Raw genomic sequence first — 12,813 nt, forward strand, 5'->3', positions numbered from 1 at the left:
TTAGTTCTCCTTGTTTTGACTACGAGAAACTTGCTCGTCATTTTGCCAAAAATCATAAAAATTAAACCATTGATACGGATAGGCCGCAGCATAAAAACTGAGCCTTTGCGCATAATCGCTAACAATTTGTTGTAATGTTTGTTGCCTCGTTTTACGGGGTAAAACGAGTTTGTCGGCGTATTTTTCAAAAATCACGCGGTAACATGTTTCGCCATTTGGTTTTTTATCTTTTAAACAAAACAGATGAAACACTGGGCAATCTAACAGCGCAGCTAAAATAAATGGCCCTTGTGAAAAAGGGGCTGGCTTACCTAAAAAGTCCGCTTCAATAACTCTTCCTGCGGTGGTGGTACTGGTTCTGTCACCGACAATCACCACAATTTCACCCTGCTCTACTTTCTCTTTGAGCATAATTGCCATATCTGGGCCAAGATCGGTTACTTGAATGAGGTTTACCGCGACATCCGGATTAATACTTTTCAGTAATTTATTAAACTCAACCGCATGATGTGTAAACACTAATACATTAATCGTTTTACTGTTTCTGTGTTGGCTAAGGGCCCTACATACCTCTAGGTTGCCAAGGTGCGAGCCGATAAAAATAGCTCCTTGCTGTTGCTCATCAAGTTGTTTAAAAAGGGCTTCGTTAGTGTAAAGAATATTATGTTGATGAATTCGCCCAAGCCAGGCATCTATTTTGTCAAAAGCGCTGTCTGCAAAGCAGCGAAAATGACGAAAGCTATCGCGCCAAGTAACAGCTTTGCTATTGCCATTCACCTTACGCGCTTGGGTTAAGAATGCATGAGACGCTTGGCGGGCAATTTTGCCAGTTAAAAACAAATAAAATACCACCGGAAACAACACCAACCACAAGCCTTTTCGGCCAAATACCCGATAACACACAAGCAATATCTGCATGCCTAAGCGATTGCCTCGTTCTTGCATTTTTGACCAGTGCTTTACAGCCATTAGCCAGCCACCTTACGCCAAAGTAACTTAGGTGAGCGTAGCAACATGCCAAAGAATAAACGCGTATGCAGCCACGAAATTCCCACGTTATCATGTAAAGCTCGAAAGTGAGATACACCATTTTCAGGGTAAATGACCTGGGTTGGCAAAAACGTGACCTTAACACCTTGCCAATAAAGCCTGACTAAAATTTCAATATCAAAGTCCATGCGCTTGCCAAGTGTTTGTCTTGTCATTAAATGCTCAACGGCTGCTAAGGGATAAACCCGAAAACCACACATTGAATCAACAATATCAAAGCTGAGCGTTTCTACCCAAACCCAAAAATGGGTGATGTAACGACTCAAATAACGATGCTTAGGCACGGAGCTATCATAAATAGGACAACCACTGATCACCTTGTTAGGTGATGCATTGCTCAGTTCAATCAACTTACTAATATCGGCTAACGAATGCTGGCCGTCGGCATCAACCTGAATGGCATGGCTAAACCCTTGCTGGTAGGCAGCCATCAACCCAGTTTGAACTGCGCCACCCTTACCTTGATTTTGAGCATGGTGAATCAAGGTTAAGAAATCGTACTGCGCGTCAAGCTCTGAAAATACTTGCTTGGCATCTGCGTCACTGCCATCATCAACCATGATTATCGGCAGCTTTAACGCTTTTAGCTCATCGAGTACTGCAGCGATAGCATGGGTGTGATTGTAATTAGGAATAACAATACAAAACTGGTTCATGGCTTAATCACAAAATACAATTCGACCAGACGCATGCTGGCCTTTGTCCGATTGATAGCTAAACAAACATTTACCTTTTGCATTGCGCTCAAGAGTTAGGTTTACCGTCATATCGGGGGTTGTTACTACCTGAAACTTTAACACTTCTAAATCTTGTACTAGTTTGCCAAAACCCAAATATTGCTGAGCATATTTCACTGCCCAATCCAGCTGTACTACGCCTGCTAAAATTGGCGCATCAGGAAAGTGGCCGCGAAAATAATCTAAATCAGCCGCAATGGTTAACGCTAAACTCACGCTAGTTTCTGTTTGTGATAAAACGGCCACCTCTGGGGTTACGTTATTCAGGCTTGGCAAAATACTGCTCCAATGTTTTTAAACTTAATTTAGCTTGGCTGTTAAAAGGAAGTGCATCGATATAGCGCCATTTGCGTGGTAAGCAAATACGTTCAAAGCGGTTTGAGAGGTACGCTTGTAAAGCGCGGTTAACTGCCAGTTTACCCTGCTGTTCAAGCTCCTTATTAGCCTCATCACTGAGTACAACCACCGCGCCAATTTGCACGCGCTTAGCTGGAATAACCACCACTTTTACTTCTTTTACCCAGTCATGGCTTTGCAGATAACTCTCAAGCTCATCTAGATTCAAACGTTTTTCTTCAATTTTTATCGTTCTGTCTATACGGCCCAACAGTTTAAATTGACCATTTTTATGAACGAGTGCTCTATCATCTAAAGGGAAATTCGATTGCTCTAAAATCGCAGAATCTAGCATCAAGCGCCCTTCATGATTCAACGACAAATAATTACCATTAAACGGCTGCCATGGTACATCAACCGCTGCCTGTGTAACTTGTCGATAAGCAATACCGCCGGTTTCGGTACTACCAAATACTTGGGTAGCAGGGCGAGCTAACTGGTTAAATAAAGTTTCGGCATGCTCATTATTGAGTGGTCCACCAGAGGAAAAAATCCACTTAATTTTGTCGCGCTCAGGAATTAACACGTTATCAGCACATAAACGGCCGAGTTGTGCAGGGCTTGAAACGAGCGCTGCATAACGAATATTTTCTAGCCTTTGCGCAATATGTTCAGGATACTGAATTTGTTCACTATCAATAATATGACCTTTCGCCAACGGCCATAATAAGCGAAACAATAAACCATAGATATGCTGATGCGAAACGGTTGCTAAAAACGTAAATTGACGAGGTAAGTCAAATGACATTGATAATACTGCAAGCTCTCGGTTTAGTACCCGCCACGGTTTTACTATCGGTTTAGATTGTCCAGATGAGCCTGACGTATAAAAAATAACAGCTGTGTTTGTTGGCCATTGTAAACGGTTAGTTTGTAAAGGCGTGTGACCAAGACTATGTTCAAGGTTGGTAAATAGCACATCGTCATCGATATTGGTCGCATCGCCGGCAAAAAAAGCAGACTGAGCAAGCAATAAACTTAAGGTTTCGTGCTGACCATTAGGTGGCAGAATGACATTATGACCACTACACGCTAAAGCAAATAAGCGCACTGCAAATTGGTAGGTATCGGGGTGAAATAACACTACATGGCTGCCAGCTTTCAATGCTGTGAGTTTACTTTGATAAGCCGCAATATCAGCAAAAAACTGTGTATGTGTTATTGGCTGTCCTGCAACAACAAATGCAGCGTCTGGGTGAAATTTCAGATTACTCGCTACCATTACTTTTAACCTTTTGTCTAACAAGCCATTCCACAAGGCCTAAGAGAGCTATCAGAATATAGGCTATTAATCCGTTGTACAGAGTCCATGTCTGTAACGAAGTAAATAGGCTCGTGTATAACGCAATACTGCCATTAATAATAAAAAACGCGCACCAAATTTTAGTAACTTGGCGCGTATAATTAACCCCTTTTTCATCAAGCTCGGGCTCTTTAATTCGAGCAAAGCTTTCGATGACTGTTGGGCCACTTTTCAGCGAATAAGCAAAGGTTACTGCCATTACCGTATTAATAATAACGGGGTAAAGTTTTAAACCCAGATCACTGTTAAAAAACTGCGTTGTTGCTAAAGCGATAATAGCCAAAATAGAGGCGGGCTTTATCCATGGCATAGATGTGAGTAACTTTTTGCTAAGTAAAAGCCTTAAGCCTAACAATACCATTAGTACCAAGCTCACTTGTCTTATTGAGATATGCTGTAATCCAAAGTACACAATAAATGGGTATAAAGATAAGCATACTAAGAGCAGTGTTGTGGTTATCGCTTTGAGCATACTATTGTTTAAGAAACGAGTTTTTCTACTTCGTTTACAACATCTTGCACAGTACGCACTTGCTTAAATGCATCTGGCTCAATTTTCTTACCAGTAATTTCGCGTAGTTTTACAACTAAATCAACAGCATCAATGCTATCAAGATCTAGGTCTTGATACAGGTGCGCATCTAGGCTGATATCATCAGCATCGATCTCAAATTCATCTACTAAAATGCCCTGTAAAACGTTGTAAATGTCAGCAGCGGTTTTCATGCTTATTCCTACTTCTAAGTCTGTATTATGATTGGTGTTGGTTAATAAATTCTGCCAATGCATCTACCGATGCAAAATGGGCTTTTGTTTGTTCTGAGTTTGCGTCAATTTTAACGTTAAACTCTTTTTTAATGGCTAAGCCAAGCTCAAGCGCATCGATACTATCTAGGCCTAAACCATCAACAAACAAAGGTTGGTCATTTTCAATATCATCCACGGTAATATCTTCAAGATCTAAGCTGCTAATGATTAATTGTTTTATTTTGTTCTTTAGTTCAGTCATAGGTGCCTGAGTTCCTCTGAAAAGTAATGTTGCAAATCACGGGTTAATTGTCGCGCTTGCATGGCGGGTTGTTCATTATTAAATGTGTTGTCAAACGTAAATGGGTCAGTGGCAAAGCGCATCTCAAAATGCGCTTTTGTTGCGGCAACGCAATACCATGGTGTGCCTTTGGTCAAAGTACTGGGTTTCATACTAATCAGCACTGAAGTAATTGGGGCTTTACAACGCGCAGCAATATTCGCAGCGCCACGCTTAAATGTTAACTGTTCACCTGGGGTTGTGCGGGTGCCTTCAGGAAAGATAATCAGGTTATTTCCAGCAGCGAGTGATGCTTCACAATCATTCAGTAACTCTTGTGGGTCTTCATTACTAATATAACCTGTGCCTTTAATTACACCGCGCATAAATGGATTTTTAAATAAGTGTGCTTTGACCACGCAGTCAGCATTTTTAATCACAGATATCAGCACCACAACATCAATTAATGAAGGGTGATTGGCAAGTACTAACTGCCCTTTAAGATCATGAAATTTCTGTTTATCTTGCACAGAAAAATGGATAGCACCAGTGTAATGCATCAAGGCAACAAAGAATTTAAAACTATAGTGAACCGTTAAACGGGCTTTTTGCTTACGTTTCGCTTGGCAAGGTTCAAATAAACGTTGTAAAGGCAAAACCAACAAAGTGAGTACAATACCGCCAAAGCCAAATACAGAAAAACAAAACCCGGTTGCCAGTACCCGCCAAATTTTATTCAACTTAATGTAAACGTTAGTCGCCATGGTACTGTAGCATCCAAGCTGATTGTTGATGTGAAAGCAGCGATTGTGATCCTTTGCTTGTTAAAGCAGCTGCTAATTGCAAACTCAGTGGTAAACACGAGTCACTTTGAGTATGTTCTGATTCAGGAAGTTTTGTTAATTCAAAATACGGCTTACCGGCCTGCGCTGTTGATAATACGAACGATACACTATGAGCAATTTGTTGCTCGTCGCTAAATGGTAAGTATTCATCAGGTAATACACTTTCGGCATGGGCAATTAAAATTTGCTGCTCTACACCACTATGAACACGAGCAAAACCATCAATCATGGCTGAAATAATGCTGTCTTGGCCACCAGCGATAGCATTCATTGGGGCTTTGTTTTTTGCAATAATCGAAAATAATCCGGTTGCAGCATTATGTACACTCAAACCAAATGCGGTTGGAGATAGCGGTTCTTGTTCGACGAGTGAATGTAACAATTGCGCTGTTTTTGGTAAGTCGCCATGACGAGATGAAAAATTAACGGCTAGCTGCTGATGCTCGCCTTGCGCTTGATGCATAGTATGAAGCGCCATTTTCATAAACGGGCTTAAGCGGCGGCGCTGCATCGGTGCAACCCAGCTTAAATCAAGGTCAGCAATATTGAGATGGCTTAATTCTGCTATTTGTTGCTCGGGTGCAACCCATAAACACAAATTATCAACAACAAATTTCACAAATATTATTCTTATAACGCCAAACGATTGCTAATTTTACCTATTAGCTACAAAAAAGTAAAACAATGGTGCTTAATTACAGCCGCAATTAAGCACTCATTCATTTTTATCGTAAAATAACGTCTTTTTCGGTTAAAAGTTGTGCTTTTTCACCAACTATATCAGCAATATCAAGTTCGTTAATGTAACCTAAACCGATCTCTTGCTGTGCACGTGTAAGTGGCACATAAGGAAGACGGAACACAGGATTTACCGCGCCTGTCATCATCAGCGCCGTATTGATTGCAATTGGATTAGGCTCGCAGAATAACCAGCCCATAAGTGGCTGTAGTTTTGCATTAAGTGCATCATTTTTTTCATCCATCAACTGACGGAATAAGCCAGGGATGATATTTGATGTAACCGAGATAACACCGTGCGCATTATGAATATGCCTTGCATCATGCGCTTCATCATCGTTACCTGACCAACAAGCAATGCCTTGCTGTTCATAATGAGCAATACGCTCATTGCCACCGCACTCTTTTACACCGATAAAGTTTTCGTGCTTCGCAAGTGGCTCAATGATATCGGGTGTTAAATCTTGGCCTGTACGACCTGCGACGTTGTAGATAAACGCAGGACCAATATCAAGTAAACGGTTAAAGTGCTCTTTCACACCCGCCAGCGACGTACGCCCATAATATGGGTTTATTTGCAGCGCTGCATCCATACCGGTGGCAAAACCATACTCGGTTGCTTTAATTGCTTCACGCGTATTGTTGCTACCTGTATTACCAACAATTAATAAACGGTCCGAGAATTTGCTAACACTGTGAGCAATTAGCATTAAGTGTTCTTCCCAATTCATTAATTGGCCTTCACCTGTGGTCCCACCCACAATGATGCCATCAACACCAGCTGCAATTTGCTGTTCAACAAGGTCGTCATAACATGCAAGATCAATTTCACCATTGGTTAAATAAGGTGTTTTTATAGCGGTGATCAAACTTGCTTGTTTAATTGTTTCTAGGTTGCGCATAACTTTTTTAATGTTTGGAAAATTTGCGCTAGTTGTATCATAAACACGGGCATTTTCCGAGTAGTGTGATGCAATAAATAAAAATACTTGAGAAAAAATCAAAGTTAAGCCAAAATCAAACACTGTATAAATTAACAGTGTTTATTGTGAGTATTTGATAATGCAACTTTCAAAATTTTTGGCAACCTACTTTTATACTACCGAAGAGCTGTGCCATACCCTCTCAATTGATGAGGAAACGCTATCGGCATGGCAACAAAGTAGTTTATTTCCAAAACCGAGTTATTGTTTGCAGAGCCAATTAGAATGCAGCTCATATTCGGGCATTTATCAATGCGAAGAATATCAAGATTATTACCCTCGTGGTGCCGCTAGTTGGGGGCAATTAATTATCAAACATGACATAAGCTCATCCTGCCAAGCGTTTAATTATTTTGCTCAGCAATATTCAAATCAACTCAGTAAGCTTGCTGAGCAAGGCTTTGCTATCGATGAAGAATTATTTGGCAGTGAAATTGACGAGCACTTACAGCAAGTTTGGCAACAGTTTTTATGCAGTAAATACGGTGTGCTCACACAAAATGGCTTAGTTGAAGAAGCCGTACAGCTCGACGTAGCTAAGTTATTAATTGATGATATTACTGAACTACGCACTAAAACAGGTTTAAGCGTAGAAGAGCGCCAAAGCTTACATAAGGCACTCAAATTAATGAACCGCGCGTTAAGCCATGGTACGGGCAACGAAGGTAAAAACACCTTGCGCCATCGTTATATTGATGATGTCGTTGCAAAATACGACCTATCGGTAAAATAACTGCTCATTTTGCGCTTTAAATGAAGCGCAACTGAATAACCGCACAAAGTTACAACAGTGTTTATTTTGTTATAAATAGGTTAATACAATTTGCTACCTTTGTTTTGTAGGTTTTCATCTGCTTGATCGATAGATTGGTCTGGTTGAGTTATTGCTCTTGTCATGTTTGTTGTTTTGGCACCTAGCAATAATTCCTTTCTTCCAAACTAATTAAATCAAAATACAGGATGAAAAGATGAAACCTTTTCCAAGGCTTGGTCGCTTAAAGGCGACCTACTTAGCCATGCTCGGCTTATCGATTGCCCAACCAGCAACCGCAGAAGAATCATTTGTTACACAACAAAGTAAAGCGAATGCCCTTACATTCACTTTGATCACTGGGGACAAAGTGTCGGCTGTTGTCAATAAAGACGGCAAGCTAGGCGGCATTCGATTAGTGAATGCAGATGGTTCAGATACATTCACCAGTATCTTTAAACGTGGTAACAACACCTATGTAGTTCCAAACCATGCACAAGCTTTAGTAGATTCAAATGCGATTGATTTAGAGCTTTTCAATATTAATAAGTTATATGAATCGGGTTACGATGATGCATCAACCGACGCGCTTCCCGTCATTGTTGAATACCGCGATGGCACCCTTGCAGGACCTGCAGTCCCAGCAACGCTTGCTGGTATGTCATTAACCGGTGAAATTGAGCTAATAGATAGCGCCGCATTTGCAATCAGCAAAGACAAAGCAGCGCAAACTTGGCAAACCTTGGTTGCACAAGCTGACGTTGAAGGTATTTGGCTTGATGCTGTCGTTCATGCTCACAAGGTTTCACAGTCAGAAACCCTGACTCCGACAGTACCGCTTACAGGCGCATATGGTGAGTCAGCGATTAACTATAATGGCGCAGGTATTAAAGTTGCTGTACTTGATACAGGCTATGATACCGAGCACCCAGACTTACTAGGTCGTGTCATTGCATCCCGTGATTTTACATATTCGAGCAACGGTGTAGATGATTTAAATGGTCATGGTACTCATACAGCCTCAACCGTTGCAGGCAATGGTCATGAGTCAGAAGGTAAATGGGTCGGTGTGGCACCAGCTGCCGATTTAATTATCGCTAAAGTATTAAGCAATACGGGTTCAGGTTCAACTTACGGTATTTTAAATGGCATGCAATGGGCGGTGCTTTCAGAGCACGCTGACATTGTAAATATGTCATTGGGTGGTACAGCAACAACGTGTAGTGGCCCATTGGTTGAGATGGTTGAAGCGCTGAGCAATAAGGCCTTATTTGTTATCTCTGCGGGCAATAGCTTTACCCGTGAAACAATTGGTTCACCGGGCTGTGCGCCAAGTGCATTAACCGTAGGTGCTATTGATCGTGATGGCAATACGGCGTCGTTCTCTTCACGCGGTCCATCGCCAGATGGCCACTCAGCAAAACCAGATATTGCCTCGCAAGGTGTATCTGTTGTTGCCGCAGCATCTGGTGGCTTAGGTGATACGGCTTACCGCGTGTATTCAGGTACATCAATGGCAGCCCCGCATGTTGCCGGTGGTGCTGCAATTGTTATGCAAGCTCGCCAAGATCTTACGCCAAAAGAAATTAAAGATGTGCTCACATCATCCGTATTTAGTGGTAACTCACACGTCCTTGAGCAAGGTGCCGGTGCCATGAATATCGACCGCGCCATTAACCAAGCTATTGTGGCTCCTGCGAACCGTGAACTTGGCTATTTTGATAATGCTAATAATGCATTTACAGAAACACAGATCACGCTAACAAACACGTCTGATGAAAGTATTCAATTAAAATTGAAATTAGACTTAATTGGTGAAGATGGCAAAACACAATTGCCAGCGACTCTGGCAGGATTAGATGTTAACTCAGTGACAATCCCAGCCAAAGGTATTGCTCAAGTCCCTATGTGGATTGACCCAAGTGTGGCCCTTAATAACAGTGCTTATGGTGCAATTACAGGTCGCATCACAGGCACAACTGTTGGCAATACAGATCAGCAAGTGACGGTGCCAGTGTCATTTTGGATTGACCAACCTCACGTTAATTTAACGGTTAACCTGACAGATCGCTGGGGCAATCAAGCAGGCTCTCCATCAAAGCTTTACTTAATTAATGAAGAAGATGATTGGGGCAGTCTTGTTAGACTCACTGGCGGCAAAGCCAATATCGATGTACCTGCTGGTTACTATACGTTGATTGCTAACATTATGACTTACGATAACCCGCAAACCAGCTCTGGTTTAGTTGAATCAGCGGCACAAATGGCTGTATTAAATCGTAAGATTGATGGCAAAACAGAGATTAACTTTGATGCACGTAACGCTCAACCTGTCACCTTTAAAGCTGACCAGCCTCTTGATCCACAAGGCTATTCATTTGGCTTTACTTACGCGATTGACGATCAAGAAGTGGCGAAGCTTGCTGCTATCGAAATGGCACCTGATTACGTAAATGATATGTATGCATGGTCACAAGGTCATGACGACCGTTTTCGTTCATTTATCACCACCCGCGCGGTGGCTCCAGAAACAACCGTCACTATGCAAAACGGGGTTGAACTTGATTACATCAAACAAGGTTTAGCACTGTCTTTTCATGGTGAAGGGTCAGCAGAAGTCGTGCCAGTAGGTGATGCCGGCTACAGCACTGATTGGAGTCAATTTGAGTTAGACGGAAAAATAGCGCTTATTGCGAATCCTAATTACCTCACGTCGTACATGGTCGGTAACGCGATGAAACATGGCGCTAGTGGCGTAATCTTTTACCGCCCTGGTCGTGGCGGCCGATATAAAGGCGCGATCACAGGCACACCAAAAGTACCCGTGATTGGTATTAGTACCGAACAAGGTGAAGCCTTAATGGCAGAAATCGAAGCTGGCAACAATATCGTTAGCTGGTCTGGTATTGCGGCTGAACGCTCACCTTATGCCTATTCAATCAACCACATTACTGATGGCCGAATTCAATCTGGGCAAATCAATGTTGCTGAGCATAAAATGCATAAAATGAGTGCGTCTTATCATTCGCAAAATGATGAGCGCCCGGCATGGACTGATGTTATGGCAATGACCAACAGTACGGGTGAGTTCTACTCGACAGGTAGCTCGCAGTTAATTATGTTGCCTTACCAACGTGATGAATATTACACAGCAAGTGCAAAAAATGCATGGACGAATGTCGTTATGCCAAACTACCAAATTCAAAGCGCAGGCGCTTATTTTGATGGTCCACGTGCAATGACTGAAGGTGCTGAGCAAAGTACTACTTGGTTTAAAGGTCCTCGTGCTGGCAGCTTAGGCAGCAGTGGCTCAGCGATTATTAGCCGCGATACCAATGTCCTTTACTTTAATCTTGCTTCGTTTGGCGATGCTGAAAACCATGATGGTATTTTTGGTTATATGGGTAGCTCAGCCTTTGGTTTAAAAGTAAATGGTGAGCCAACCTCTCCGTATCAAGGCACGTTAACGCTTGAACCGGGCTCTCATCAAATTACCTTAGAAATGCGATCTTATGCCCGCGGTGTCGGTGAGCGCTCTCCGGTCAATGATAAACTTGGCTCTCTTTACCAAGGCTTCTATACATTTACGGCTGACGAGCAGCAACAAGGTGTTCAGCCAATTTTAGTGCCTATGGTTGATTTACCTGTTGATATTAATAACAGCATGAAAGCAGGCGAAGCGGCTCACGTTAAGTTAACGGGTTTACTGGACGGTGTAGGTGAAGTGGCGCTGGCAGATGTACAGTTCCAATATGCGTACGGCCAAGAATGCACAATTGCTAACGTGCCTGCTTATATCTATTGCCCTGTATCAACCAAGTTCTCAAGCGAAAACTGGTTAGATGCACAGGTTGAACACATTGACGGTAAATGGGTGGCAACTATCCCTAATACTGGCAACGTCGGTGACTTTGTCCATATTCGTACGATTGTTTCTGATTATGGTTCAAGCCAAGCTGAGCAAATTACCATGCGAGCTTACATGTTAGATTAATTAGTTAGCGCTAATCAACAAAGCCGCCTTCGGGTGGCTTTTTTAATCTAAAAACAACATGGTCAAGTATTAAGAATCTAAATGCTCGTACTGACCACGATACACTTCAAACGTTTTTACGACAGTGTGTTGCTCTTTACTTAGATTATCAAACCAGGTATCGAAACGCTCATCATCATCTTGTTCACTCAGTGCTAAATACTGTGCCAACAACTCAATAATATCGTTGTGAGTACACGACAAGGTGTCTACATGATTAGCTAAAACAGAATGGTCTTTATCGCGAAGCGTGTTCATTACATTTTGATCTAGTTCTTCACGGCTAGTTTTATCATTCACTTCCATATCCCTCTTTAAAATAAGCACGCATACCTAGTTATAACAGCCTTATCGACAATATCCAGCTTTTTAAATCTAACTGCTTATTGATTGTTCAGCTTGTACAAATTTAAGACAAAACAATATAAATAAGAATCATTTTTATCTTGACCCAAATAGTCGACCACTCTACAATCGCTACATTATCACATAACAAATAGATGCATTATGAAGCCAAATATCCACCCTGATTACCAGCAAGTCGCGTTTCATGATACAGCGGCAGACAGCTATTTTATTATTGGTTCGACAATCAAAACTTCGCGCACGATTGAACTTGAGGGCAAAACCTACCCTTATGTGCCAATTGACGTATCAAGCGATTCACACCCGTTTTATACCGGTAAGCAAAAAGCCGTTGCAAGCGATGGCCGTGTTGCTGCGTTTAATCGTCGTTTTAAAAGCTTAGCGAGCAAATAGTTGCTATAAGGAAAGAACATGAAAGTATTAAGTTCATTAAAAAGCGCGAAGAACCGCCCGGGCTGCCAAATCGTAAAGCGTAAAGGTCGTGTCTATGTTATTAATAAAGACAATCCGCGCTTTAAAGCCGTTCAAGGTAAAAAGAAAAAGCGTTAAAAAAGGTGCCTAGGCACCTTTTTTAAATTAAAGTA

15 protein-coding genes are annotated in these 12,813 nt (G+C 41.9%); 4 read left to right on the top strand and 11 right to left on the bottom strand.

The genetic code is table 11. The features are described from left to right. The 10 genes from CWC28_RS06770 to dapA form a co-directional block, all read right to left on the bottom strand. Nucleotides 1-969 (bottom strand): lysophospholipid acyltransferase family protein, encoded by a 969-nt coding sequence (locus tag CWC28_RS06770; RefSeq protein WP_063707682.1) that lies wholly within the window; start codon nucleotides 967-969, stop codon nucleotides 1-3. Further along, complete coding sequence (locus tag CWC28_RS06775; protein ID WP_063707684.1) at nucleotides 969-1,706, bottom strand: glycosyltransferase family 2 protein; 738 nt, start codon at nucleotides 1,704-1,706, stop codon at nucleotides 969-971. The genes CWC28_RS06770 and CWC28_RS06775 overlap by 1 nt, the downstream gene beginning before the upstream one ends. Before the next feature lie 3 nt (nucleotides 1,707-1,709). Continuing rightward, a complete protein-coding gene (locus tag CWC28_RS06780; protein WP_063707686.1) occupies nucleotides 1,710-2,063 on the bottom strand; it encodes an ApeI family dehydratase in 354 nt (117 codons plus the stop codon). Beyond that, a complete protein-coding gene (locus CWC28_RS06785; protein WP_063707688.1) occupies nucleotides 2,047-3,405 on the bottom strand; it encodes an AMP-binding protein in 1,359 nt (452 codons plus the stop codon). The genes CWC28_RS06780 and CWC28_RS06785 overlap by 17 nt, the downstream gene beginning before the upstream one ends. Further along, a complete protein-coding gene (locus CWC28_RS06790) occupies nucleotides 3,392-3,958 on the bottom strand; it encodes a COG4648 family protein (RefSeq protein ID WP_063707690.1) in 567 nt (188 codons plus the stop codon). Before CWC28_RS06790 ends, CWC28_RS06785 begins: the two co-directional genes overlap by 14 nt. A gap of 8 nt (nucleotides 3,959-3,966) precedes the next feature. Continuing rightward, nucleotides 3,967-4,212 (bottom strand): acyl carrier protein, encoded by a 246-nt coding sequence (locus CWC28_RS06795; RefSeq protein ID WP_054554554.1) that lies wholly within the window; start codon nucleotides 4,210-4,212, stop codon nucleotides 3,967-3,969. Between the two features lie 25 nt (nucleotides 4,213-4,237). Then, nucleotides 4,238-4,495: a phosphopantetheine-binding protein gene (locus CWC28_RS06800; RefSeq protein ID WP_054554555.1), complete on the bottom strand. Its 258-nt coding sequence runs from the start codon at nucleotides 4,493-4,495 to the stop codon at nucleotides 4,238-4,240. Beyond that, entirely contained in the window at nucleotides 4,492-5,277 is a 786-nt protein-coding gene (locus tag CWC28_RS06805) for a lysophospholipid acyltransferase family protein (RefSeq protein ID WP_063707692.1), read from the bottom strand. Before CWC28_RS06805 ends, CWC28_RS06800 begins: the two co-directional genes overlap by 4 nt. Beyond that, nucleotides 5,267-5,977, bottom strand: a complete 711-nt coding sequence (locus CWC28_RS06810) for a beta-ketoacyl synthase chain length factor (RefSeq protein ID WP_105173554.1) — start codon at nucleotides 5,975-5,977, stop codon at nucleotides 5,267-5,269. Before CWC28_RS06810 ends, CWC28_RS06805 begins: the two co-directional genes overlap by 11 nt. A gap of 106 nt (nucleotides 5,978-6,083) precedes the next feature. Continuing rightward, the gene (dapA, locus tag CWC28_RS06815; RefSeq protein WP_063707789.1) at nucleotides 6,084-6,998 is read right to left on the bottom strand and encodes a 4-hydroxy-tetrahydrodipicolinate synthase; all 915 of its coding nucleotides are present in this window, start codon (nucleotides 6,996-6,998) and stop codon (nucleotides 6,084-6,086) included. 160 nt (nucleotides 6,999-7,158) lie between these two features. On the opposite strand from dapA, the gene CWC28_RS06820 reads away from it, so the two are divergent. Both CWC28_RS06820 and CWC28_RS06825 read left to right on the top strand, forming a co-directional pair. Further along, a complete protein-coding gene (locus CWC28_RS06820; RefSeq protein WP_063527485.1) occupies nucleotides 7,159-7,812 on the top strand; it encodes a DUF6058 family natural product biosynthesis protein in 654 nt (217 codons plus the stop codon). A 235-nt stretch (nucleotides 7,813-8,047) separates the two neighbouring features. Continuing rightward, the gene (locus tag CWC28_RS06825) at nucleotides 8,048-11,824 is read left to right on the top strand and encodes a S8 family serine peptidase (RefSeq protein WP_138624909.1); all 3,777 of its coding nucleotides are present in this window, start codon (nucleotides 8,048-8,050) and stop codon (nucleotides 11,822-11,824) included. Nucleotides 11,825-11,893: 69 nt separating this feature from the next. Here the strand turns inward: CWC28_RS06825 and CWC28_RS06830 are convergent, their stop codons facing one another. After that, on the bottom strand, nucleotides 11,894-12,121 hold the full coding sequence (locus CWC28_RS06830; RefSeq protein WP_220095044.1) for a hypothetical protein: 228 nt from the start codon (nucleotides 12,119-12,121) through the stop codon (nucleotides 11,894-11,896). Nucleotides 12,122-12,370: 249 nt separating this feature from the next. On the opposite strand from CWC28_RS06830, the gene CWC28_RS06835 reads away from it, so the two are divergent. Next, nucleotides 12,371-12,622: a type B 50S ribosomal protein L31 gene (locus CWC28_RS06835; RefSeq protein WP_063707699.1), complete on the top strand. Its 252-nt coding sequence runs from the start codon at nucleotides 12,371-12,373 to the stop codon at nucleotides 12,620-12,622. An 18-nt stretch (nucleotides 12,623-12,640) separates the two neighbouring features. Continuing rightward, nucleotides 12,641-12,778 (top strand): type B 50S ribosomal protein L36, encoded by a 138-nt coding sequence (gene ykgO / locus CWC28_RS06840; RefSeq protein ID WP_054554561.1) that lies wholly within the window; start codon nucleotides 12,641-12,643, stop codon nucleotides 12,776-12,778. Nucleotides 12,779-12,813: the final 35 nt, after the last annotated feature.

Origin of the sequence: Pseudoalteromonas sp. S4492, from assembly GCF_005886115.1 — a bacterium.
In the GTDB taxonomy this organism is placed as follows: Bacteria; Pseudomonadota; Gammaproteobacteria; order Enterobacterales; family Alteromonadaceae; genus Pseudoalteromonas; species Pseudoalteromonas gelatinilytica.

Coding starts and splice junctions, on each gene's coding strand:
- CWC28_RS06770 (WP_063707682.1), bottom strand. CDS start 969: ATGGCTGTAAAGCACTGGTCAAAAATGCAAGAACGAGGCAATCGCTTA.
- CWC28_RS06775 (WP_063707684.1), bottom strand. CDS start 1,706: ATGAACCAGTTTTGTATTGTTATTCCTAATTACAATCACACCCATGCT.
- CWC28_RS06785 (WP_063707688.1), bottom strand. CDS start 3,405: ATGGTAGCGAGTAATCTGAAATTTCACCCAGACGCTGCATTTGTTGTT.
- CWC28_RS06790 (WP_063707690.1), bottom strand. CDS start 3,958: ATGCTCAAAGCGATAACCACAACACTGCTCTTAGTATGCTTATCTTTA.
- CWC28_RS06795 (WP_054554554.1), bottom strand. CDS start 4,212: ATGAAAACCGCTGCTGACATTTACAACGTTTTACAGGGCATTTTAGTA.
- CWC28_RS06800 (WP_054554555.1), bottom strand. CDS start 4,495: ATGACTGAACTAAAGAACAAAATAAAACAATTAATCATTAGCAGCTTA.
- CWC28_RS06805 (WP_063707692.1), bottom strand. CDS start 5,277: ATGGCGACTAACGTTTACATTAAGTTGAATAAAATTTGGCGGGTACTG.
- dapA (WP_063707789.1), bottom strand. CDS start 6,998: ATGCGCAACCTAGAAACAATTAAACAAGCAAGTTTGATCACCGCTATA.
- CWC28_RS06820 (WP_063527485.1), top strand. CDS start 7,159: ATGCAACTTTCAAAATTTTTGGCAACCTACTTTTATACTACCGAAGAG.
- CWC28_RS06825 (WP_138624909.1), top strand. CDS start 8,048: ATGAAACCTTTTCCAAGGCTTGGTCGCTTAAAGGCGACCTACTTAGCC.
- CWC28_RS06830 (WP_220095044.1), bottom strand. CDS start 12,121: ATGAACACGCTTCGCGATAAAGACCATTCTGTTTTAGCTAATCATGTA.
- CWC28_RS06835 (WP_063707699.1), top strand. CDS start 12,371: ATGAAGCCAAATATCCACCCTGATTACCAGCAAGTCGCGTTTCATGAT.
- ykgO (WP_054554561.1), top strand. CDS start 12,641: ATGAAAGTATTAAGTTCATTAAAAAGCGCGAAGAACCGCCCGGGCTGC.